Source organism: Alphaproteobacteria bacterium US3C007 (assembly GCA_034423775.1).
In the GTDB taxonomy this organism is placed as follows: domain Bacteria; phylum Pseudomonadota; class Alphaproteobacteria; order Rhodobacterales; family Rhodobacteraceae; genus Thalassovivens; species Thalassovivens spotae.
Window position 1 is genome coordinate 2,620,897 of record CP139918.1, and the last position, 20,931, is coordinate 2,641,827.

A 20,931-nucleotide genomic window follows, 5' to 3' on the forward strand; every position below is an offset into this window, starting at 1 on the left:
GGGTCAAAAAACAGCATAGACTTTGCCCGATTATTTACCTAAAAGCGGCTTACGTTAGCGCTAACAATTGTTTTATTTGATGGTGGCTGGCAGCCGGTTATAAAAGCCCAACGAAAAGAGGTGCTGACATGGTTTCACGCGTTATTCCCGTTGATCCGTTTGATTTGGTGATATTTGGTGGCACAGGTGATCTTGCAAAACGAAAAATTATTCCTGGTTTGTTTCGGCGTTTTGCGGCGGGTCAAATCCCGGCTGAGGCCCGCATTATTGGGGCGGCGCGCGCCAATTTGGACACGCCGACTTACCGGGCGATGCTGCGGGACGCGATTCTTGAATTTGGGGTCAAAAACCCAGATGCGGATGTTTTGGCCGGGTTTTTAGAGCGCTTTGATTATGTTGCAATCGACGCGATGGGGGAGGCTGGCTGGGAAGAGCTGGCGAAGAAAATGCGACCCGATACGGTGCGTGCGTTTTACTTTTCGGTTGCGCCAAGCCTGTTTGGCGCCTTGGCCGAACGGTTGCACAAGCGCGGCATCGCCCTTTCGGATAGTCGGATCGTGGTCGAAAAGCCGTTTGGCCGTGATTTAAAAAGTTCGCAGCAATTGAACGCCACATTGTCAGAACATTTCAGCGAAAAGCAGATCTATCGTATTGATCATTATTTGGGCAAAGAAACCGTACAAAATTTGATGGCGATCCGTTTTGGAAATATGCTGTTTGAGCCGCTCTGGAATGCGCAATATGTTGATCATATTCAAATCACTGTTGCGGAAACCGTGGGCGTGGGCGGGCGCGGCGAATATTATGATAAATCCGGCGCGATGCGCGATATGGTGCAAAACCATTTGATGCAGCTGCTATGCTTGATCGCGATGGAGCCGCCCGCACAATTCAATCCCGATGCGGTGCGCGATGAAAAGCTGAAGGTGATCAGAGCCTTGGACGCCGTACCAGCGCATCATATTGTGCGGGGGCAATATGCCAGCCCAGACGGTCAAGAAAACTATCGCCAGGATGTGAATAATCCGCGCTCTTTCAGCGAAAGCTTTTTGGCTTTGAAAACCCATATCGGGAATTGGCGTTGGGCCGGTACCCCCTTTTATTTGCGCACGGGCAAACGCTTGCGCGCCCGCAGTTCGGAAATTGCTGTGGTGTTCAAAGAGACGCCACATTCTATTTTTGGCCCAGAAGCGGGCAGCCATCGCAACGCGTTGGTGATTCGCCTACAACCGGATGAAGGCATCACAATGGATGTTACGATCAAAGAGCCGGGCCCGGGCGGCATGCGCTTGGTTGACGTTCCGTTGGATATGACCTTTGCCGAGGCGTTGGGCCCTGAGGCCGAAGAAGTGCCAGATGCGTATGAGCGCTTGATCATGGATGTTATTCGGGGCAATCAAACGCTGTTCATGCGCGGGGATGAAGTGGAGGCGGCTTGGCAATGGACCGATCCGATCATTGAAGATTGGGAAAAGCGCAATGATGTGCCCAAACCTTATGAAAGTGGCAGTTCTGGCCCCGAGGATGCGCTGATGCTGATGCATCGTGATGGTCGCAAATGGCGGGATATAAAATGACCTATCAGTTCGAAGAATACCCCACGCGCGCGGCGCTGGTCGAAAAGCTTAGTCAGGCCTTGATCGCCGATTTACGCAAGGCGCTGTCCCGCCAATCGACGATCAGTTTTGCGGTTCCGGGCGGCACCACACCTGGGCCAATTTTTGACCAACTCTGCCAAAGCGATCTGGACTGGGCGCGGGTGAATATTTTACTGAGCGATGAACGCTGGGTGCCCAGCGATAGCCCGCGCTCGAATACCGCCTTATTGCGCAACCGTTTGCTGGTGGGCCCGGTTGAGGCAGCCAGCTATGTGCCGCTTTACGCCGATTATGCAACGCCGGAAGACGCGATGGAGCCGTTATCGCACCAGCTAAAAGCCTGTTTACCACTGTCGGTTTTGCTGCTTGGAATGGGGGCGGATATGCATACGGCCTCGCTGTTTCCGGGCGGCGATCAACTGTCCTTTGCGCTGGGCGATAGCGCGCCGCCTTTGGTCGCGATGCGCGCGCCGGATGCGCCTGAGCCTCGTGTCACCCTCTCTGCTGCGGTTTTGAACGCTGCGCAATACAAACATTTGGTTATTTTTGGGGCTGAAAAACGCCAAGCATTAGAACAGGCGCAAAGCTTGCCTGCGCAAGAGGCACCTATTATGGCCGTGCTTGCCGGCACCACGGTGCATTGGGCCGACTGACAAGCATAGCGCTAGGCAAAAGCAAGGGGATAAGGATGTTTGATGCGTTAAAGCGCCATTGGGATGCGCAAAAACAACAGCCCATTATGGCGCTTTTTGAGGCCAAAAACCGGGCAGAACAATTTTCAGTTCAGGCCGATGATTTGCTGTTGGATTACTCTAAAACTCGGATCGATGCGATTGCGCGCAACGGCTTGCTGGATTTGGCGCAAGCGCGCGGATTAGAAGAGCGCCGCCTAGACATGTTTCAGGGCGCCGCGCTCAATGAAACCGAAGGACGGGCCGTGTTGCACAGCGCATTGCGCAATTTAGACGGGCCAGATGTCTTTGTGAACGGCCATAACGTGATGCCCGATGTGCAAGAGGCGTTGCAGCGGATGACCCATTTTTCCGAAGACCTGAGGAGGGGGCGATTTCAGGGGCCCGGAGGGCCAATCACCGATATCGTAAACATCGGGATTGGAGGGTCAGATTTGGGCCCCGCCATGGCTTGTTTGGCCTTGGCACCCTATCATGATGGCCCCAAATGCCATTTCGTTTCAAACGTCGATGGAGCCCATTTGCATGATATTTTACAAAATCTGGACCCAACGCGCAGTTTATTTATCATAGCGTCAAAAACCTTTACCACGATCGAAACCATGACCAATGCGCAAACTGCGAAAGCGTGGTTGGCCCAGCATGTGACGGATCCAGGGGCGCAATTTGTGGCGCTTTCCACCGCGCAGGAAAAAACCAAAGCTTTTGGGATTGCCGCCGAGCGGGTGTTTGGCTTTGCCGATTGGGTCGGTGGGCGCTATTCGCTTTGGGGCCCTATTGGGCTGAGTTTAATGCTGGCGATTGGCCCAAATGCATTTCGCGATTTTCTGCGCGGTGCGCAATCCATGGACCGGCATTTTTGCACCGCAGAGCTATCGCAAAATATGCCAGTTATGCTCGCGCTTGTGGGGCTGTGGCATCATCAGGTTTGCGGCTTTGCCACCCGCGCCGTGCTGCCCTATGAACAGCGCTTGAGCCGTTTGCCTGCCTATCTGCAGCAGCTCGAAATGGAAAGTAATGGCAAGCGCGTTGATATGAACGGTCAAGATTTGCCATATCCGTCAGGTCCGGTTGTCTGGGGCGAACCTGGCACCAATGGCCAGCACGCTTTTTATCAACTGATTCACCAAGGCACCGCGGTTGTGCCCTGTGAGTTTATGGTTGCGCGGGAAGGCCATGAAGCATCGCTTGACACGCATCACCGGCTTTTAATCGCCAATTGCTTGGCCCAGTCAGAGGCCTTGATGCGCGGCCGCACATTGGAGCAAGCCCGCCAATTGATGATAGCGCAGGGGTTAATTGGCGATGAATTGGAGCGGCAGGCGCGGCATCGCGTCTTTCCCGGCAACCGTCCTTCAACCACGCTCATCTATCCTCGGCTTAGCCCGTTTGTTTTGGGGCAGATTATTGCTCTTTATGAACATCGCGTATTTGCCGAGGGGGTTATTTTGGGAATCAATAGTTTTGACCAATGGGGGGTCGAACTGGGAAAAGAACTGGCCCGCGATATGGAGCAGTTGCTCAGTGGCGCGGCATCGGCCGCGGATAAGGATGGATCAACGCAGCGCTTGCTTGATTATATTCGCACCGCACAAAGTTAAAGCCAGCACTGCCTGCGCGCCGGCGCACCCGTTTGTCACCCAAGACCCCATTTTTGTTCAAGCGTTTCAATAGCCGCGATCCGATCCGCTGTTTTGGGATGGCTCATCAACCATGCGGGAAGACTGCCTATTTGCCCTGTCAGCTCTTCCAATTTCAGAAATAACGTTTTTTGCGCGTCGGTTCCCAATCCCGATTTGACCATCAGAGCTGCGGCATATTCATCTGCCTCGTATTCATCGCCGCGCGACAGACGCGCCATCAATAAATTTGCCACCAAGCCGGCAATCCATGGGCCTATCCCAGGCAAAACCCGCCCCAGCACCATCCCCAACGCGGCTCTTACGGCATTTTGGCCGGAAAAATCGATCATACGCCGACGTGCATGTCCCAGCGCAACATGGCCAAGTTCATGCGCGATCACCGAGGCCAACTCTTCTCCGCTGACATCGCCCGCCTTGTATTTATTGTAAAATCCACGGGTGATAAAAATCCGTCCATCCGGCGCGGCCAGGCCGTTGATCGGGTCGATCTCATAGATTTGAACGTTTAGCTTTGGAATATCCAGCGCTTTTGCCATGCGTTGCAACAGAGGGCTCAGCGCGGGATCCATTAAGGTAACAGATTGCTGATCCAAGGTTTTTGCAGTGCGCCAGGCAGAAAATTTATACATCACCAGCCCATAGATCAGAGCCAGAAGGATAGGAGAAAATCGCAACATGACTGTGATATGGCCTCAGGCTGCCGCCTTGACAAGCCCTATCGCACCAACTCTTTCATGCCACGCTCTAGCCCGGCCAAGGTCATCGGGACCATTTGGTCTTCAAAAATCTCTTGGATCATTTGAATGGATTGGGTGTAACGCCAATGCGTGTCTGGCACCGGATTGATCCAAATATTCGACGGCCATTGCGCGCGCGCGCGCATCAGCCAAGTTTGCCCTGGCTCTGCATTCCAATGCTCATTCGCGCCGCCTGCATAGGCCACTTCATAGGGCGACATACTCGCATCTCCGACGAAAATGCATTTATAATCAGAACCATAGGTGCGCAAAATCTCATGGGTTTGGGTTTGATCGTTCCAACGTCGTGCATTGTCGCGCCAGACCCCCTCATAAAGGCAATTGTGAAAGTAAAAATATTCCAAATGTTTGAATTCGGCGCGAGCAGCTGAAAATAATTCTTCTACTAATTTGATATAAGGATCCATCGAGCCGCCCACATCCAAAAATAGCAGCACCTTGATCGCGTTGCGGCGTTCGGGCCGGGTTTGCACGTCAAGATATCCATTTTCGGCTGTTGAGCGGATGGTGCCATCAATGTCCAATTCATCCGCAGCCCCATCGCGGGCCCAGCGACGCAGGCGTTTTAAAGCCACTTTGATGTTGCGGGTTCCCAGCTCAACGCTGTCATCAAGATTTTTAAATTCGCGCTTATCCCAAACTTTAACCGCGCGCTGATTGCGGCTTTCGCTTTGACCTATGCGCACCCCTTCAGGGTTATATCCATAGGCGCCAAAGGGCGAAGTGCCTGCCGTACCAATCCATTTGCTGCCGCCTTGATGGCGTTTCTCTTGTTCCTTCAGCCGCTGCTTTAAAGTCTCCATAAGCTTGTCAAAGCCGCCCAAAGCTTCGATTTCGGCTTTTTCTTCCGGGCTGAGATGCTTTTCCGCCATTTTTTTCAGCCAGTCAGAGGGAATATCCACCGCGTTCAGGACATCTGCATCGCTGAGGCTTTCTAAGCCTTTGAAGCTGGTTTGAAAGGCGCGATCGAACCGGTCAAGATGGCGCTCATCCTTCACCATGATGGTCCGGGCCAAATAGTAAAACCCCTCTAAATCATAGATCACCATGCCGGTTTGCACCGCATCTAGAAAACTGATGAATTCGCGCAATGAAACTGGAATGCCGGTTTTTCTGAGCGTTTCGAAAAAGGGCAGAAACATCGCGTCAGATCACCGTACGATCAATAATGATGGTGATGATCAAGCCGATCAGTGCAAATAAAATTCCATAGCCAGCGGCATATTGCGCCATATCCAGCCCTTTTCCTCTGCGCTTTCGCGCGATCGCCGCGCCTAAAATGGCACCAAATAATCCGCTCAATAGATACATAATTACACTCTGTTTTATGGGGGTTGCTTTCAGGATAAAAGCCAAGGCTCCGCTGGCTTTGATCTAGCCCCTTTATTTGTAAAAGTCACGCGCTCTGCTGATTTCAAGTAAAACTTTCGCGCGCTGCGATCAACGGCCGCTGCGCGCCATAAAGGCCAAGCGTTCAAATAAATGCACATCTTGCTCGTTTTTCAGCAAAGCCCCGTGCAGTTTTGGCAGGGCATTGGCACCATCCCGCTGAAGATCCTCGGCGCTGAGATCTTCAGCCAATAAAAGTTTCAACCAATCCAAAACCTCGGAGGTCGAGGGTTTCTTTTTCAGCCCGGGTTGCTCTCTGAGTTCGTAAAATTGGGTGAGCGCGGCGGCAAGTAGTGATTCCTTGATGTCTCCATGATGCACCTGAACGATTTGTTTCAAGGTCTCGGGATTGGGAAATTGAATATAGTGGAAAAAGCAACGGCGCAAAAACGCATCGGGCAATTCTTTTTCGTTATTTGATGTGATGATCACGATAGGGCGGTTTGTGGCGCGCACCGTTTCCCCAGTCTCATAGACGTGGAATTCCATTTTATCCAATTCCTGAAGGAGATCATTTGGGAATTCTATATCCGCTTTATCGACCTCATCGATCAACAAAACCACTTTTTTATTGGCTTCAAAGGCCTGCCATAACTTGCCTTTGCGGATGTAATTGGCCACATCGTGCACGCGTTCTTCGCCCAATTGGCTGTCGCGCAATCGGCTGACCGCATCATATTCATACAGGCCTTGCTGGGCTTTGGTGGTGGATTTTATATTCCATTCAAGCATCTCCAGGCCAAGCCCGCTGGCGACTTGTTTCGCCAGTTCGGTTTTACCTGTGCCAGGCTCACCTTTGATCAAAAGCGGCCGTTCCAGCGTGACCGCGGCGTTCACAGCGATAGTGAGATCTTCCGTCGCTACATAGTTTTTGGTTCCGGTAAATTTCATTCTTTTGCCCATATTCTTGCCAAGTTGCGCGGAACTTAGCGGGTTAATCATTTTGCTGCAATCTGTTGCTATTGAGTAGTGACAAGCCCGTCTTGTTACGGTAGGTGCGTGCCAATGGGAACGAAAAGTTGTGGAAGGAGACATGCATGTCATACTCTGATCCAAGCCAAGGGGTAGTAATGAAGCAAGAGAGTTTTATTCCGGATAGCTATACTCCTGCCGAAGACGAGCCATTCATGAATGAGCGTCAGGTGGAATATTTTAGAAGAAAGCTGTTGGATTGGAAAAATGATCTGATGAGCGACAGCAAGGAAACGATCGAAGGGCTTCAAGACGGCACGCGCAATATCCCAGATATTGCAGATCGCGCCAGCGAAGAAACTGATCGCGCGCTGGAATTGCGCACGCGGGACCGCCAGCGTAAGCTCGTGTCGAAAATTGACGCCGCGCTGCGCCGCATTGACGAGGGCGAATATGGCTATTGTGAGGTCACGGGTGAGCCTATTTCGCTTAAACGGCTTGATGCACGGCCTATCGCGACGATGAGTTTGGAAGCTCAAGAGCGCCATGAGCGGCGCGAAAAAGTGCACCGCGACGACTGAGGAAACCTGAAAAGCCGATCCGCTAGATCGGCTTTTTTATTGAGGTGAAACATGGAGAACGGCTTGCAGGTCCAGGTCGTAGGGGGCGGTATCGCGGGTTTGGCCGCGGCGCTAGCCTGTGCTCAAACCGGCGCCAATGTTCACCTCTGCGAGCAGGCTGCGGCGATCAAAGAGGTTGGGGCCGGTTTGCAAATTTCTCCCAATGGGCTGGCCGTGCTCAGCCGCTTGGGGCTGAAGGACGCGGTTGCGGATATTGCAGATCGCGCCGAAACGGTGGATTTGCGCGATTACAAAGACGGAAAATTGGTCTGCCGTCTTGATTTGAAAGCCCACGCGTCGGATCTGGATTTCTTGCTGGTGCATCGCGCCGATCTTATCCAAACCCTCTTTCAAGCCTGCAAAGCGCAGGGGGTGCGCTTTGCCTTTTCGCAAAGCCTTTCCAGCCAAGATCTTTTATCTGGCGCTTTCGGCCGCGAGGCGGCAGCGAGCCCCGTGGATTTGGTGATTGGGGCGGATGGGGTGCGCTCAAACATGCGAACGGCTTTGCTGGGTCCATCTGCGCCGTTTTTTACCGGGCAGGTGGCGTGGCGCGCGCTGGTCTCCAATAGCATGGATCATCCCAATAAGGTGATGGTGCATATGGGGCCCGGGCGGCATATTGTGAGCTATCCGCTGCGTGGCGGCAGCCTGGTGAATTTGGTGATGGTACAAGAACGCAGCCTATGGGCGGGCGAAGGTTGGTCTCATCGCGATGATCCTGCGCATGTTCGAGCTGCTTTTGCTGATTTTGGCGGGCTTGCACATGTGTTGCTGAACGCGCTTTCCGAGGTGTATTTATGGGGTTTATTCCGTCATCCTGTGGCCGAGTGTTGGTTTCAGGATCGCAGCGTTTTAATCGGAGACGCCGCGCATCCGATGCTCCCTTTCTTGGCTCAAGGGGCCAATATGGCCTTGGAAGATGCTTGGGTGTTGAGCCGGGCATTGCATCTTCATGGTGCAACGCGGCAAGGCTTTCAGCGCTATCAGTTTTTGCGGCAAGCCCGCGTGAAAAAGGTTGTTGCAACGGCCCAAAGCAATGCCCGCAACTATCATCTCAGTGCCCCGCTGACCCGGTGGGTCGCGCATAGCGCATTGCGCGGTTTGGGGGCGGTCGCCCCAAGCGCAATGTTAAAACGTTTTGATTGGTTATATCGCTTTAACCCCGATACGGGGCTGTCCTAAAGATCTAATTGCGCCCAAACCGGCACGTGATCTGATGGTTTTTCAAAGCCGCGGATGTCTTTGTCGATGCCGGCGTCAAGCAGCAGGTCGGCGCAGGCAGGCGTCATGAGAATATGATCGATCCTGATTCCGTCATTGCGGTTCCATGCTCCGGCTTGATAATCCCAAAAACTATAATGGCCGGGTTCTGCGTGCTTGCACCGAAACGCATCTGTGAAGCCCAAATGGGTGATTGCTTGGTAGGCTGCGCGGCTTTGCGGTAAAAACAACGCGTCATCTGTCCAAATTTCGGGGCGGGCGGCGTCCTCTGGTTGAGGGATGATATTGTAATCCCCGGCCATCAAGGCGGGCATTTCTGCGGCCATAAGCTCTATGGCGCGTTGGCGCAGGCGTTTCATCCAGGCAAGTTTGTATTCATATTTGGGGCCGGGGGCCGGGTTGCCATTGGGCAAATATAGGCCGCAGATTTTGAGCGCGTGCTTGCCGATGACAGTGGCTTCAATCCAGCGGGCTTGCACATCTTCGGGATCCCCGGGCAGGCCAAAGGAAATATCTTCCAGCGGCAGTTTCGACAAAATAGCCACGCCATTGAATGATTTTTGCCCATGGGTCACCACTTGGTAGCCACGATCCTCAAAGAGATCGCGCGGAAATCCTTCATCGACAGATTTAATCTCTTGCAGAAGAGCAATGTCCGGCGCGCTGCTGTCAAGCCAATCGCATAAGGCCGGCGTTCTGGCTTTAACGCCATTGATGTTGAACGTTGCTAATTTCATCTTCACCCCCAAGCTACCCTTGCCCTGAGCCTTTAGCGGTGTCTTGCGGTTTTTCGCAAGCGAAACTGCGATGTAAGAATCACTTAATACACTTAAAAGTTGTAAATTGAGCCGGGAAGAGTAGGTTTTTTATAAATTCCTTCAAACTAAGTAAAAATTTAAATTTATATATAACAGAGGTTTAAATATGTTTTCGGGCTAAATTTTAGGAATTTTCTTCAATAGCAAGAAAAAAAACTTGCAATACAACCTAAAGATGTAATTAATAGATTATACAACCTAGAGAGGAAAAAAACATGTTAGCCCAAAAATTCGAAATCCAAGCCGCTTCCGCCACTCAAGAAACTGCCAGCATGCATAGTGGCGAGGGCACCCATTTGTTCACATCCGCCTCAGAGCCTTTTGGTCCGATGCAGGCGTATCTTGGAGAAGGTGTTGAAATGTTCACCTCTGCCTCAGCGCCCGCCAGCGCCCATGATACGCTTCACGGTGAAGCTGTTGAAATGTTCACCTCTGCTTCAGCCCCCGTAAACGCGAGAGATACGTTTCAAGGCGAGGGCGTTGAAATGTTTACCTCAGCCTCGTCTCCAGAGCATGCGAGCGATGCAATTCAGGGCGATAATGTGCATCTTTTCACCTCTGCCTCAGCTCCCAGCCAAAATTCAGATTTGGACAGTGGCAATGGTGTTCACTTATTCACGTCTGCATCGTGAAGGCCGTACGCATCGATTTTGCTCACCCACCCGAAATGCCCCATTAAAGAAGCCTCGCGACCTCACCTAACCAGATTAAAACGGGGCTTCTTTATCTTCCTTGACCAAATAGGAGTAAGAAAATGTCAAACATCATTAGCTTCCCGCAAAGGATCCGCCCCTTGGAAGAGGCTGGCCGTATTGGCATTTTAATAGATTGCTTTTGCAATCGCCGTCGCACCACGGAGGATGTGTTTTGGCTGAAAGAAAACGCCGAACTGCTCAATTTGCTTGAAACCAGCAAGGTGACGCTGAACACCAGCGATTTAACCCATTACCAAAATTTTTATGACAGTTTAGAGCATAGATTATGCTTTTTCCCGCAATATTATCGGTTCATCTTATCGCTTGCGCTTGATCTGGAAGCTTTGGGGCTTGGGCAGGGTAAATCTGCGAAGCTGTGCGAGTGGGTTGTAGACCACAATTTGGTGGGTGCGGAATTATCAGATTTGCAACGCGCAGAAGCGGCGCGTTTATTGAAACGCGGTCTTGGCCGCGCACAGCGAGATGATCCGACCTTGGTTGACCGCTTACATGGTTTTATCGATCAATCCGAGACTTTTTCAATTCCGAATAAAAAGGCGGCGTATGAATTAACCCATATCGTTTTTTATCTGAGTGAATATGGGCGTAAAGACCCCGGTATCAGCGCCGATGCGGTCCGTTCATTGGAATTTGCAGGCTTGTTGGCGCTGCTGGATCACAACACGGACCTTCTTGCCGAGATTTGCATTGCGTTACGCTTTGCCGGCCAAACACCACCGTTGGGCTGGGAGGATTGGGTGTTCGAACAGCTGGCCGGGTTTAAGGCCGTAAAAACCGAGTTTCCCCGGAAAATTCTGCCGGGCGATGAATATCACAGTTATTTGATGTGCAGTTGGCTCGCGGCCTTATCAGGGACGCCGCTGTTTGAAGGCGCGAATGAGCCCGCCACCCTATCGTTTCACCCCGCGCCCAAACCGGTTTCAGCGCTGCGCGGAATGTCCGAAAGTATTTTTCAAATGGACAATGCAAGAAGCGCTGATTGGTTTAAGATGCGTGGTACTTTGACTGTAGATTTATCGCCCCAAGCTTATCGTGATCTGCAATTGGCCGAAGCTTCGAGCGATAAGTTTGATGAGTTTTTTCACGGCTTCGCGCGCTGCACGCCCGTTTTAAAATAACCCGTTCCATATCCAGCCTTTTATGCAGGCCCGCGCAGAAAGCCCGAATAGGCTGTCTGCGTCGGTCTGTTTGGTCGCTGGTTGAAATTGCGGGTTGTCACGCCGATTACATTGAAAAGCTGGTTCCGCAGCCACAAGAGCTTGTGGCATTTGGGTTTTCAATGATGAAGCGAGCGCCGATTAATTCTTGTGAAAAATCGATAACTGCATTTTCCAAAAAGGGCAGCGACGCGCTGTCGATGATCACTTTTTCAGGGCCGCTGCCAAGCACAAGATCATCATCTTGGGCTGTATCCAGCTTGATCTCGTATTGAAATCCCGAGCATCCACCACCTTCAACGGCCACGCGTAAAGCTTGACCCTGCGCAGAGGCTTTGATTTCTGACAACCGAGAAAAAGCGCGTTCGGTGACTTTTGGGGGCAGGTTCATTATGTTACTCTCCATCGAGGTGATCTGGCCGTACGATAAGAGTATAGGCATTCGCTTTGGATACGGCAAGAAAGGCAAACCGATGGGTGAAAAATTTAGTTGTGATCCCGCGCAAAGCCGCGGGCGCCGGTTTGCAGAGGATAGCAGCACGTTTCGATCCTGCTTTCAGCGTGATCGCGACCGGATTGTGCATTGCAGCGCTTTTCGCCGCTTAAAGCATAAAACGCAGGTCTTTTTGGAACATGAGGGCGATTATTTTCGCACCCGCCTGACGCATTCGATCGAAGTTGCGCAGGTGGCGCGCACGATTGCGGGGGTTTTGGGTTTAAACGCGGAACTGACGGAAACGGTGGCGTTGGCGCATGATCTGGGGCATCCGCCATTTGGCCATACGGGCGAAGAGGCTTTGGATGCATTGATGGCGCCTTTTGGGGGGTTTGATCATAACGCTCAAGCGGTTCGCATCGTCACAAATCTTGAACGCCATTATGCCCAATTTGACGGGTTGAACCTAACCTGGGAAACGCTTGAGGGGATTGCCAAGCATAATGGACCGGTCACCGGAGCGTTGCATTACGCATTGGCGGACTATAACCGCCTGCATGATTTAGAATTGTCTGGCTTTGCCAGCGCCGAGGCGCAGGTGGCCGCCTTGGCCGATGATATCGCCTATAACAACCATGATTTGCATGATGGATTGCGTGCCGAACTGTTTTCAACCGATGAATTGGCGGATCTGCCAATGTTAAACAGCTGTTTTGCTGCGGTAGATGCAAAATACCCAAATTTGAATTATTATCGGCGCCGGCATGAAGCTCTGCGACGCTTCTTTGGAATATTGGTGGAAGATGTGATCGCTGTTTCGTCAGATAATTTGGCAGACTTAAACCCACAAAACGTTGAAGATATCCGCCGCGCAGGGCGCCCAATGGTACAATTTTCACCAGCGGTTTGGACGGATTTGAAAGTTATCCGTCAATTTTTGTTTGAGCGTATGTATCGAGCGCCTAGCGTGGTGCTGGTGCGTCAAGAGGTGACAGAAACGCTGAATGATTTGTTTCCTTTATTTTTAGAGCGCACCGATTTGCTTCCAAAACAGTGGCGCAAGGATATTTTGGAGGCCACCGACGAAACCAAACGGGCCCGGCTTGTGGCCGATTATATCGCTGGCATGACGGACCGGTTTGCCCTGCAAGAACATGCGCGTTTGGTCACTGGGGCAACTCCAAGGCGAATTTCTGCGCTTTCAGGCGCATTGACGCGGCTGTAAACGGGGCCAGAGCGCAGATCCGCGGCGAAACAGCGATTGACCTAGCCGGAGCGCGTGCTACACCCCCGCCAAGACAGAGGAAGGCTTCAGATGAACCTATTTCACGATATTCGACTTTTGGTTGTGCACGCGCTGGATCAAATGGTGGCAGCCGATCAGCTTCCGCAGGGCTTAAGCTATGCAAACGTCACCGTTGAGCCGCCCCGCGATCCGCTGCATGGGGATATGGCCACCAATGCGGCGATGGTTTTGGCCAAGCCTTCGGGGCAATCGCCACGCGCCATCGCCGAAGCATTGGCGCCTCTGTTAAGGGCTGATCCAAGGATTGCCGGGGCAGATGTGGCGGGGCCAGGGTTTCTCAATCTGTCGCTTTGCACAAGTGTTTGGCAAGGGCTTGTGGGGCAGGTGCTGGAAAATGGCGCTGCCTATGGCCGCAGCGATTTGGGAAACAAACGGTCGGTAAATGTTGAATTTGTCAGCGCCAACCCCACGGGCCCGTTGCATGTGGGGCATACGCGTGGCGCCGTGTTTGGCGATGCGCTGGCCAATTTGTTAGATTATGCGGACTTTGATGTGACGCGCGAATATTATATCAATGATGGCGGCGCGCAGGTCGATGTTTTGGCGCGCTCGGTTTACTTGCGCTATCTCGAGGCGCATGGCCAAGAGGTTGCCTTTGAAGATGGCACATATCCGGGGGATTATTTGGTGCCTGTTGGTCAGGCGCTGAAAGATGAAGTTGGCGATGCCTATCTGGAGCAACCCGAAGATATTTGGCTGGCCGAAATTCGCGCCTTTGCCACCCAAGCGATGATGCAATTGATCAAAGATGATCTGGCCGCGCTGGGCGTCACGATGGACAGTTTCTTCAGCGAAAAATCGCTTTATGGTACTGGAAAAATCGAAGCGGCAATCGAAAGTTTGCGCGCCAAAGGGTTGATCTATGAAGGCGTGCTTGAGCCCCCGAAAGGTAAAACGCCCGAAGATTGGGAGCCGCGTAAGCAAACGCTGTTCAAATCGACCGAACATGGCGATGACGTGGATCGCCCGGTAATGAAATCCGATGGCAGTTGGACCTATTTTGCCCCCGATATTGCCTATCATTATGATAAGGTCATGCGCGGCTATGATCAATTGATTGACGTGTTCGGCGCGGATCATGGTGGTTATGTCAAGCGGATGAAAGCGGCGGTATCGGCGTTATCGGATGCTCAAACGGGGTTTGATGTCAAACTGACGCAATTGGTCAAACTGTATAAAGACGGCGCGCCGTTCAAGATGTCAAAGCGCGCCGGAACTTTTGTGACACTTCGCGATGTGATTGATCAGGTGGGCGCAGAAGTGGCGCGGTTTGTCATGCTAACGCGCAAAAATGACGCGCCGCTTGATTTTGATTTTGACAAAGTCCTTGAACAATCCCGCGAAAATCCGGTGTTTTACGTGCAATATGCCCATGCGCGCGTGTGCAGTGTTTTGCGCCGCGCAACGGCGGCAGGGATCGCGGTTGACGATGCCACGTTGCTACGCGCCAATCTAAGCGGAATGGAACACCCCTCAGAATTGAGCGTCGCGCGCAAAATCGCCGAATGGCCGCGTTTGGTTGAGGTTGCAGCGAAAGGAAATGAGCCGCATCGGGTGGCCTTTTACCTTTATGAACTGTCGAGCGATCTGCACAGTCTTTGGAATAAAGGCAATGAAGTTGAAGCTCTGCGCTTTTTACAGGAAGACAATCCTGCAGCATCGCAATCAAAAATCGCCCTCGCACGCGCCGTAGCGGTTGTTATTTCTGCCGGTCTTGGTATTCTAGGCGTAAATCCGGCAGAAGAAATGCGCTAGAAAAGCCATCGCTGCCGGCGAGCAAAAGAGAGACCGGAGAGGCGTTTAGCGTTTTCATCGGAGGGCATAATGGCAGAGTACGAGCATTTAGAGGCGCCGACCGCGCAGACCGACCAGCGCCCAGGATTGGGCGTGGGCATGTTTGCCAGCTGGATCGGGGCCGGGCTTAGCTTGGCTTTGGCGATTGCCATTGGAATGTGGGCCTATCAAACAATCATGCGCGATGTCAGCGGTGTTCCGGTGATTAAGGCGTCTTCAGATCCGATGCGGGTGGCGCCGGAAAATCCCGGCGGGCTTTCCGCGCAGAACAAAGGCCTATCGGTCAATCGGGTTGCAGAAGAAGTTGCCTCGAAAGCCCCCGATCAAGTGATGCTGGCGCCAAGCCCGGTTTCGTTGTCAGAAGATGATCTGGCGAGCGGGGCCTTACGGGCCCAAAATTCAGAAAATTCCGGCGTGGTTTTGAATGCGCCGATACCGCTTGATATTAACAATTTACCCGATGATCTTTTGAACGATAGCAGCGCACGCGACGGTATAGCATTACCGGCTGATGGTACGATACGAAAGCAATCAGACTCGATTGAAGACGCGCTGAAGCTTGCATTGCAGAACAATGAGAGCTCTGTGGGGCTGGCGCAAGCAATCCGGCCACCCAAACGCCCATCAAACCTGGCGCCCATCGGTTCAGCGCGCGCCGCGCAAGTGGCCTCAGTGCGTGATTTGAGCCCGTCGGATATCTCAGCAGGGTCAGCGTTGGTGCAATTGGGCGCGTTTGACAGTGAAGCGGTTGCGAAGGCCGAATGGCAGCGCTTGGACAAAAGGTTTTCAAGCTTTATGCGCGGGCGGGATCGTTTAATCGTGAAAGCCACCAGTGGCGGCCGCGATTTTTATCGCCTGCGCGCTGTAGGATTTGCCGATATCGATGATGCAAAGCGCTTTTGTGCAACGATGGTGGCGGGCGATGTGGATTGTATTCCTATTCTTGCTCGGTGATGGCAGGCCAAGAACTCGAATTTGGTCCCTTTATTTTTGGCTGCGCAGGGCCGGTTCTTAATCCAGAAGAAGAACGTTTTTTTCAACGCGCCAATCCATTTGGATTCATCCTCTTTGCGCGAAATATCACCAGCGCCGATCAGTTGAAAACGCTCTGCGCATCCTTGCGCGCTGCCGTCGGTTGGCACGCGCCGATTTTGATCGATCAAGAAGGCGGGCGGGTTCAACGATTGCGCCCCCCCTTGGCGCGCGATTGGCCGCCACCGCTTGAAGATGGCCGCGATTTGCCGGCTGAACAGCGCGCCGCGCATATTCAAGACCGCTATCAAGCGATCGCACGAGAATTAAGCGGCTACGGGATTGATGTGAATTGCGCGCCCTGTCTGGATATTGCGCGCGCTGAAACACATCCTATTTTGCAAAATCGTTGTTTTTCCAATGAGGCGGCACAGGTGGCTATGATGGGGGCTGCCGCGGCCCAGGGCTTGGCCGATGAATGCGTTTTGCCCGTTCTAAAACATATGCCTGGTCATGGCTTGGCGCGTGTTGATAGCCATTTGCAGCTGCCACGGGTGGGCGCGTCATTGGCCGAATTGCGCGATAATGATTTCAAGCCTTTTGCTGCTTTAAAAGACTGGCCAATGGCAATGAGTGCGCATGTGGTTTATGAGGTGATTGACGATCTTGCGGCTACAATTTCCCCAAAAATGATCACGTTAATCCGTGAAGAAATAGGGTTTGACGGCCTTTTGATGACGGATGATATCTCTATGGACGCGCTCGGGGGCAGCTTGGCAGAACGCAGCACGGCTGCTTTGGCCGCTGGCTGCGATGTGATTTTGCATTGTAATGGGGGGCTGGATGACATGCAACAAATCGCTGCGGCAAGCGGCGTTTTAAGCCCGGAGGGACAACGGCGTGCCTTCGCGGCCTTGCACAGACGCAGCGCACCCTTAGCCAAGGATGGTTGACATCACCGCCGCCAATGCGCAGCTTGTGAGCGTAAGTTAGCAGGATCTTTATGCAAAACCTATTCTCTCAAAGTAACGCCACGCTTTCGGTTGAAGACCGCCTCGCCGCGGAAGCTTTGATCGTGGATGTGGATGGGTTTGAAGGGCCGTTAGATTTGTTGTTAACGCTGTCGCGCTCGCAGAAAGTGGATTTGATGAAAATCTCCATTTTGACCTTGGCGCGGCAATATCTGGCCTTTGTCGAGCGCGCCAAAACGTTGCGTTTAGAATTGGCGGCCGATTATCTTGTGATGGCGGCTTGGCTGGCTTTTTTGAAATCGCGGCTCTTGCTGCCGCCTGACCCTTCGGATGAAGCCCCCAGCGGGGAAGAGCTTGCCGCGCATTTGGCCTTTCAATTGGAGCGTTTGCAAGCCATGCGAGACGCGGCAGCGCGCTTAATGGCGCGGGATCAAAAGGGCCGCGATTTTTTTGTGCGCGGCCTGCCTGAGACCGTAGAGCGCGTTAAAAAAGTGAATTATACGGCAACCTTATTGGATTTGATGCAAGCCTATTCGCGGATCCGCACGCGCGATGAATTCCGCCCCTTTGTGATGGATCGCAACAACGTGTTCACGATGGAAGAGGCGCTGGAACGCATGCATGGACTGATCGGATACGCGGCAAAATGGACGGATATCGCCAGTTATATCCCGAATGATTGGCTGGCTGACCCTCAGCGCCGGCGCGCCGCCACTGCCGCAACATTTGCGGCCACGCTCGAACTGGCCAAGGCCGGCCATGTTGAAATTCGGCAAGAAGAGAATTTTGCCGCGATTGAATTAAGAAAGAAAGACGGAGCTGCAAATGACCTCTGATCTGAGTGATGACCACCCTTCAGAAAGTTTGTTCGAGGCCCCCCCGATGGGCGAGCAAGAGCGGATGGTTGAGGCTATTTTATTTGCCAGTGCAGAGCCAATTACGGTGAAACAACTGAATGATCGCATGCCCCATGGTTGCGATTCTGCCGAGGCTTTGCTTCGGATAAGAAAACGCTACGAGGGGCGCGGGGTGCATGTTGTCAAAATTGGCGATGCCTGGGCCATTCGCACCGCCGCTGATCTTGGTTTTTTGATGCAAAAAGAAACCGTTGAAACCCGCAAGCTGAGCCGTGCGGCAATCGAAACCTTGGCGATTATATCCTATCATCAACCTGTCACGCGGGCGGAAATCGAGGAAATTCGCGGTGTCAGCGTTTCGCGGGGCACGGTTGATCAATTGCTCGAAATGGAATGGATTCGATTTGGGCGGCGGCGCATGACGCCGGGCCGGCCAACCACATTCGTGGTGACACCGCATTTCCTCGATCATTTTGGTTTGGAAAGCGCCCGTGACTTGCCCGGACTTAAAGAATTACGCGCCGCCGGATTGCTCGAAAGCCGGCCAGGCATGGGGCTTGATCCATCTGGTCCGTCAGAGGATGAGTATGACATGAGCGAAGAGCCCGAAGAGCAAAGCGAATTGTTCGAGGAAGAGTAATTCGCCGGTCAAGCGGCTTTGAAATGTTTGGAAAGTTTCAACCCTTGGCCCTGGTAATTCGATGCAATGCCGGCACCATAAATCTGGCTGGGCCGGCAGCGCATTCTTTCGTAAATCAACCGCCCCACGATTTGCCCATGTTCAAGCACAAACGGGGCCTCATGGCAGCGTACTTCTAAAACGCCACGCGAGCCGCCGCCACCGGCTGCGTCATGGCCAAAGCCCGGATCGAAAAAACCGGCATAATGCACCCGAAATTCGCCCACCATGGCCAGAAACGGGGCCATTTCGGCGGCATAATCAGGCGGGATATGAACCGCTTCTTGGCTGACAAGAATATAAAATGCGCCCGGGTCCAAAATAATTTGGCCGTTGCCGCTGTGTAATTCTTCCCAAAAATCTGCCGGTTCATAGGCTCCGATCTGTTCCAAATCGATTACGCCCGTATGCGGCTTGGCACGATATCCGACCAAACTGCCGTGACGCGGTTTTAAGTCGACCGAAAACCCCAACCCATCATCGATGATCGCCGGACCATTTACCAATGTTTCAGCCTTATGCAGCTCTAGCAACTGGCTGTCCGATAAAATGGCCTGGCCGCTTCGAAATCTTATCTGGTTCAAGCGCATTCCGGGGCGCACCAGGACGGAAAACGATCTGGGGCAAATTTCGGCGTAAAGCTGGCCTTGATATCCCGGGGGTATCCGGTCAAATTCGGTGCCTTGGTCGGTGATCACGCGCGTTAACAGGTCAAGGCGACCGGTCGAGCTTTTGGCGTTGGTGACGGCTTGCACGTCTTGGGGCAGGTTCAACCGCTCCATTAACGGCACCACATACACGCAGCCCTTTTCCAATACATAGCCAGCGCTTAAATCTATTTGGTGCATTTCAAAATCTGCTAGGCGCTGCTCAACCTTGGCGTTTTTTCCCGCCAAAAACGAGGCGCGCACCCGCCATGCAGTGTTTCCCAACCGCAGGTCAAGGCTTGCCGGTTGGATTTGCGCAGGGATAATGTCAGGCTCTGATGCAATCTCGCCCCGCTCAATCAAATCCGCAATTTCTTGGCAAGCTAGCACACCGGACATGTCTTTTCCTTTAACGCGGTTTTCAGTCAAACTCTTTAATCAGAATATGTCACAAAGAACCACTGCTCAATGGGCTTTTCTTTTCTGTTCAACCTCTCGGCTGAAAGAAACTGTTTCGGAAGGGTTTTGGCGCTGGACGGAAATATTTTGCGCCGTGGCTTTTTACAAGCTGTAAAGCTTAGCAAATTTCTGGATCACGCCATGCAATGCAGCAGCGCGTAGATCATAGCCCTTATGTCACTTTTGTTTGGTAATGCAAAACAAACCAACGCGGCAGCGGGTCAATGGCGCGGGGTTTAAGATCGCTTAATTTAAATGCTCTTTTAACATCTATGAAAGTGCAAGCATTGCCATTTGCGCTGATTAGATTAGCTTTCTCTAAAGAGGTAAGGGGGCTGTGATGCGGATCATTCAGGTAAGTTTATTGCTGTTTTGGAGCAGTTGTGCGGCGCTGATTGCGCAGCCCTCTGAGCAGCTTTATCAATTGCTGCATTTAGATGAGCTGGTCGAGATTGTCAGCGAAGAAGGGCTTGCCGATGCAAATGCTACGGCAGACGCCTATCTGCAGGGCGTTACACGGGGCAGCTTTGGGGCCTCGATTGCCAAGATTTATGATAAAAACAGCCTGACCTCGCGGGTCAAGGCGATGTTTGCAAAGGCCTTGCCTGCAACCTCAGCTGATAGGCTCATTGCGTTTTACAACAGCGATTTGGGGGTGCAGGTAAGCCAGCTAGAGGTAAGCGCGCGTCGGGCGATCACCGATCCTTCCATTGAAGAATATGTGATCGAGCTGGTGCTTGAGGCCGAAGCTCAGGGCAAACGGCGGCCACAGGTTTTGCGCTCTGCGATCAAAGAGATGGATTGGGTCAAACAAAACCTTGCCGGCGCATTCGAAGCGCGGTTTGCCTTTCTGGAGGCCCTTTCACAGGCCGAGGCTTTAAAGCTTGATCAGGGGCAAATTTTTACATTGATGCAATCGGATCAAGAAGCCTTGAGCAAAGAAATTGAAGAGTGGCTTTTGGGATATATGCATATGGCGTATTCGCCGCTTTCCGATGCTGAGCTAACCGCTTATCTTGCGTTTCAAACATCGCCCGAGGGAATGGCCTTGAACGCGGCCTTGTTTGACACGTTTAATAAATTAACCACTGAAAATGCAGAGCAGCTGGGGCAATTTACGGCCTCTGCGCTTTCGGCGCAGGATTTATAGAAAAGCCCGCTGCAAGGGCCTTGACTTTGCACAACAACTGCTCAATAAGCGCGGCTTCATTGGATGCATTTGCATTTGATCTCACATTCGCCTGATCGGGCGCGCTGTTCGAGGTGGCTGCCAGCCAAAACGTCCC

At 52.5% G+C, this 20,931-nt stretch carries 21 protein-coding genes; 14 read left to right on the forward strand and 7 right to left on the reverse strand.

Annotated features, from left to right (window positions below; genetic code table 11):
- The first annotated feature begins 128 nt into the window (after positions 1-128).
- The 3 genes from zwf to pgi are packed head-to-tail and all read left to right on the forward strand — an operon-like array spanning position 129 to position 3,891.
- Entirely contained in the window at positions 129-1,577 is a 1,449-nt protein-coding gene (gene zwf, locus UM181_12515; GenBank protein WQC62141.1) for a glucose-6-phosphate dehydrogenase, read from the forward strand.
- Entirely contained in the window at positions 1,574-2,251 is a 678-nt protein-coding gene (gene pgl / locus UM181_12520; GenBank protein WQC62142.1) for a 6-phosphogluconolactonase, read from the forward strand. The genes zwf and pgl overlap by 4 nt, the downstream gene beginning before the upstream one ends.
- Before the next feature lie 35 nt (positions 2,252-2,286).
- The gene (gene pgi / locus UM181_12525) at positions 2,287-3,891 is read left to right on the forward strand and encodes a glucose-6-phosphate isomerase (GenBank protein ID WQC62143.1); all 1,605 of its coding nucleotides are present in this window, start codon (positions 2,287-2,289) and stop codon (positions 3,889-3,891) included.
- 35 nt (positions 3,892-3,926) lie between these two features.
- On the opposite strand, the gene UM181_12530 is transcribed toward pgi, so the two are convergent.
- From UM181_12530 to UM181_12545, 4 genes are all read right to left on the reverse strand, one after another.
- Positions 3,927-4,610, reverse strand: coding sequence for a M48 family metallopeptidase (locus UM181_12530; GenBank protein WQC62144.1), 684 nt, complete (start codon positions 4,608-4,610; stop codon positions 3,927-3,929).
- A gap of 38 nt (positions 4,611-4,648) precedes the next feature.
- Entirely contained in the window at positions 4,649-5,833 is a 1,185-nt protein-coding gene (locus tag UM181_12535) for a VWA domain-containing protein (GenBank protein WQC62145.1), read from the reverse strand.
- 4 nt (positions 5,834-5,837) lie between these two features.
- Positions 5,838-6,002, reverse strand: coding sequence for a hypothetical protein (locus UM181_12540; GenBank protein WQC62146.1), 165 nt, complete (start codon positions 6,000-6,002; stop codon positions 5,838-5,840).
- A 129-nt stretch (positions 6,003-6,131) separates the two neighbouring features.
- Positions 6,132-6,971 (reverse strand): MoxR family ATPase, encoded by an 840-nt coding sequence (locus UM181_12545; GenBank protein ID WQC62147.1) that lies wholly within the window; start codon positions 6,969-6,971, stop codon positions 6,132-6,134.
- A 179-nt stretch (positions 6,972-7,150) separates the two neighbouring features.
- Here UM181_12545 and dksA point away from each other — a divergent pair, with 179 nt between their 5' ends.
- Positions 7,151-7,573 carry an RNA polymerase-binding protein DksA gene (gene dksA, locus UM181_12550; GenBank protein ID WQC64752.1) on the forward strand — a complete coding sequence of 141 codons (423 nt, stop codon included), beginning with the start codon at positions 7,151-7,153 and terminating at the stop codon, positions 7,571-7,573.
- Between the two features lie 63 nt (positions 7,574-7,636).
- A complete protein-coding gene (locus tag UM181_12555) occupies positions 7,637-8,794 on the forward strand; it encodes an FAD-dependent monooxygenase (protein WQC62148.1) in 1,158 nt (385 codons plus the stop codon).
- Here the strand turns inward: UM181_12555 and xth are convergent.
- Positions 8,791-9,570, reverse strand: a complete 780-nt coding sequence (xth, locus tag UM181_12560) for an exodeoxyribonuclease III (GenBank protein WQC62149.1) — start codon at positions 9,568-9,570, stop codon at positions 8,791-8,793. The two genes, UM181_12555 and xth, sit on opposite strands and share 4 nt — an antisense overlap.
- 296 nt (positions 9,571-9,866) lie before the next feature.
- On the opposite strand from xth, the gene UM181_12565 reads away from it, so the two are divergent.
- Positions 9,867-10,283 carry a DUF6749 family protein gene (locus UM181_12565; protein WQC62150.1) on the forward strand — a complete coding sequence of 139 codons (417 nt, stop codon included), beginning with the start codon at positions 9,867-9,869 and terminating at the stop codon, positions 10,281-10,283.
- Positions 10,284-10,405: 122 nt separating this feature from the next.
- On the forward strand, positions 10,406-11,485 hold the full coding sequence (locus UM181_12570; GenBank protein WQC62151.1) for a hypothetical protein: 1,080 nt from the start codon (positions 10,406-10,408) through the stop codon (positions 11,483-11,485).
- 106 nt (positions 11,486-11,591) lie between these two features.
- On the opposite strand, the gene UM181_12575 is transcribed toward UM181_12570, so the two are convergent.
- Positions 11,592-11,915 carry an iron-sulfur cluster assembly accessory protein gene (locus UM181_12575; GenBank protein ID WQC62152.1) on the reverse strand — a complete coding sequence of 108 codons (324 nt, stop codon included), beginning with the start codon at positions 11,913-11,915 and terminating at the stop codon, positions 11,592-11,594.
- 82 nt (positions 11,916-11,997) lie between these two features.
- On the opposite strand from UM181_12575, the gene UM181_12580 reads away from it, so the two are divergent.
- The 6 genes from UM181_12580 to scpB all read left to right on the forward strand — a co-directional run bounded on the left by UM181_12580 (position 11,998) and on the right by scpB (position 18,500).
- Complete coding sequence (locus tag UM181_12580) at positions 11,998-13,185, forward strand: deoxyguanosinetriphosphate triphosphohydrolase (GenBank protein WQC62153.1); 1,188 nt, start codon at positions 11,998-12,000, stop codon at positions 13,183-13,185.
- A 90-nt stretch (positions 13,186-13,275) separates the two neighbouring features.
- Positions 13,276-15,021, forward strand: a complete 1,746-nt coding sequence (argS, locus tag UM181_12585; GenBank protein ID WQC62154.1) for an arginine--tRNA ligase — start codon at positions 13,276-13,278, stop codon at positions 15,019-15,021.
- Positions 15,022-15,090: 69 nt separating this feature from the next.
- The gene (locus tag UM181_12590) at positions 15,091-16,014 is read left to right on the forward strand and encodes an SPOR domain-containing protein (protein ID WQC62155.1); all 924 of its coding nucleotides are present in this window, start codon (positions 15,091-15,093) and stop codon (positions 16,012-16,014) included.
- Positions 15,990-16,985 carry a glycoside hydrolase family 3 N-terminal domain-containing protein gene (locus tag UM181_12595; protein WQC62156.1) on the forward strand — a complete coding sequence of 332 codons (996 nt, stop codon included), beginning with the start codon at positions 15,990-15,992 and terminating at the stop codon, positions 16,983-16,985. Before UM181_12590 ends, UM181_12595 begins: the two co-directional genes overlap by 25 nt.
- Positions 16,986-17,035: 50 nt before the next feature.
- Positions 17,036-17,839: a ScpA family protein gene (locus UM181_12600; GenBank protein ID WQC62157.1), complete on the forward strand. Its 804-nt coding sequence runs from the start codon at positions 17,036-17,038 to the stop codon at positions 17,837-17,839.
- A complete protein-coding gene (scpB, locus tag UM181_12605; protein WQC62158.1) occupies positions 17,829-18,500 on the forward strand; it encodes an SMC-Scp complex subunit ScpB in 672 nt (223 codons plus the stop codon). The genes UM181_12600 and scpB overlap by 11 nt, the downstream gene beginning before the upstream one ends.
- An 8-nt stretch (positions 18,501-18,508) precedes the next feature.
- Here the strand turns inward: scpB and UM181_12610 are convergent, their stop codons facing one another.
- On the reverse strand, positions 18,509-19,585 hold the full coding sequence (locus UM181_12610; protein ID WQC62159.1) for a 2'-deoxycytidine 5'-triphosphate deaminase: 1,077 nt from the start codon (positions 19,583-19,585) through the stop codon (positions 18,509-18,511).
- Positions 19,586-19,985: 400 nt separating this feature from the next.
- Between UM181_12610 and UM181_12615 the strand changes: the two genes are divergently transcribed.
- Positions 19,986-20,795 (forward strand): DUF2059 domain-containing protein, encoded by an 810-nt coding sequence (locus UM181_12615; GenBank protein WQC62160.1) that lies wholly within the window; start codon positions 19,986-19,988, stop codon positions 20,793-20,795.
- Positions 20,796-20,931: the final 136 nt, after the last annotated feature.

What these genes read in the sequence shown, in the direction of transcription:
- zwf (WQC62141.1), top strand. Translation starts at nt 129, where the DNA reads ATGGTTTCACGCGTTATTCCCGTTGATCCGTTTGATTTGGTGATATTT.
- pgl (WQC62142.1), top strand. Translation starts at nt 1,574, where the DNA reads ATGACCTATCAGTTCGAAGAATACCCCACGCGCGCGGCGCTGGTCGAA.
- pgi (WQC62143.1), top strand. Translation starts at nt 2,287, where the DNA reads ATGTTTGATGCGTTAAAGCGCCATTGGGATGCGCAAAAACAACAGCCC.
- UM181_12530 (WQC62144.1), bottom strand. Translation starts at nt 4,610, where the DNA reads ATGTTGCGATTTTCTCCTATCCTTCTGGCTCTGATCTATGGGCTGGTG.
- UM181_12535 (WQC62145.1), bottom strand. Translation starts at nt 5,833, where the DNA reads ATGTTTCTGCCCTTTTTCGAAACGCTCAGAAAAACCGGCATTCCAGTT.
- UM181_12540 (WQC62146.1), bottom strand. Translation starts at nt 6,002, where the DNA reads ATGTATCTATTGAGCGGATTATTTGGTGCCATTTTAGGCGCGGCGATC.
- UM181_12545 (WQC62147.1), bottom strand. Translation starts at nt 6,971, where the DNA reads ATGAAATTTACCGGAACCAAAAACTATGTAGCGACGGAAGATCTCACT.
- dksA (WQC64752.1), top strand. Translation starts at nt 7,151, where the DNA reads ATGAAGCAAGAGAGTTTTATTCCGGATAGCTATACTCCTGCCGAAGAC.
- xth (WQC62149.1), bottom strand. Translation starts at nt 9,570, where the DNA reads ATGAAATTAGCAACGTTCAACATCAATGGCGTTAAAGCCAGAACGCCG.
- UM181_12565 (WQC62150.1), top strand. Translation starts at nt 9,867, where the DNA reads ATGTTAGCCCAAAAATTCGAAATCCAAGCCGCTTCCGCCACTCAAGAA.
- UM181_12570 (WQC62151.1), top strand. Translation starts at nt 10,406, where the DNA reads ATGTCAAACATCATTAGCTTCCCGCAAAGGATCCGCCCCTTGGAAGAG.
- UM181_12575 (WQC62152.1), bottom strand. Translation starts at nt 11,915, where the DNA reads ATGAACCTGCCCCCAAAAGTCACCGAACGCGCTTTTTCTCGGTTGTCA.
- UM181_12580 (WQC62153.1), top strand. Translation starts at nt 11,998, where the DNA reads ATGGGTGAAAAATTTAGTTGTGATCCCGCGCAAAGCCGCGGGCGCCGG.
- argS (WQC62154.1), top strand. Translation starts at nt 13,276, where the DNA reads ATGAACCTATTTCACGATATTCGACTTTTGGTTGTGCACGCGCTGGAT.
- UM181_12590 (WQC62155.1), top strand. Translation starts at nt 15,091, where the DNA reads ATGGCAGAGTACGAGCATTTAGAGGCGCCGACCGCGCAGACCGACCAG.
- UM181_12600 (WQC62157.1), top strand. Translation starts at nt 17,036, where the DNA reads ATGCAAAACCTATTCTCTCAAAGTAACGCCACGCTTTCGGTTGAAGAC.
- scpB (WQC62158.1), top strand. Translation starts at nt 17,829, where the DNA reads ATGACCTCTGATCTGAGTGATGACCACCCTTCAGAAAGTTTGTTCGAG.
- UM181_12610 (WQC62159.1), bottom strand. Translation starts at nt 19,585, where the DNA reads ATGTCCGGTGTGCTAGCTTGCCAAGAAATTGCGGATTTGATTGAGCGG.
- UM181_12615 (WQC62160.1), top strand. Translation starts at nt 19,986, where the DNA reads ATGCGGATCATTCAGGTAAGTTTATTGCTGTTTTGGAGCAGTTGTGCG.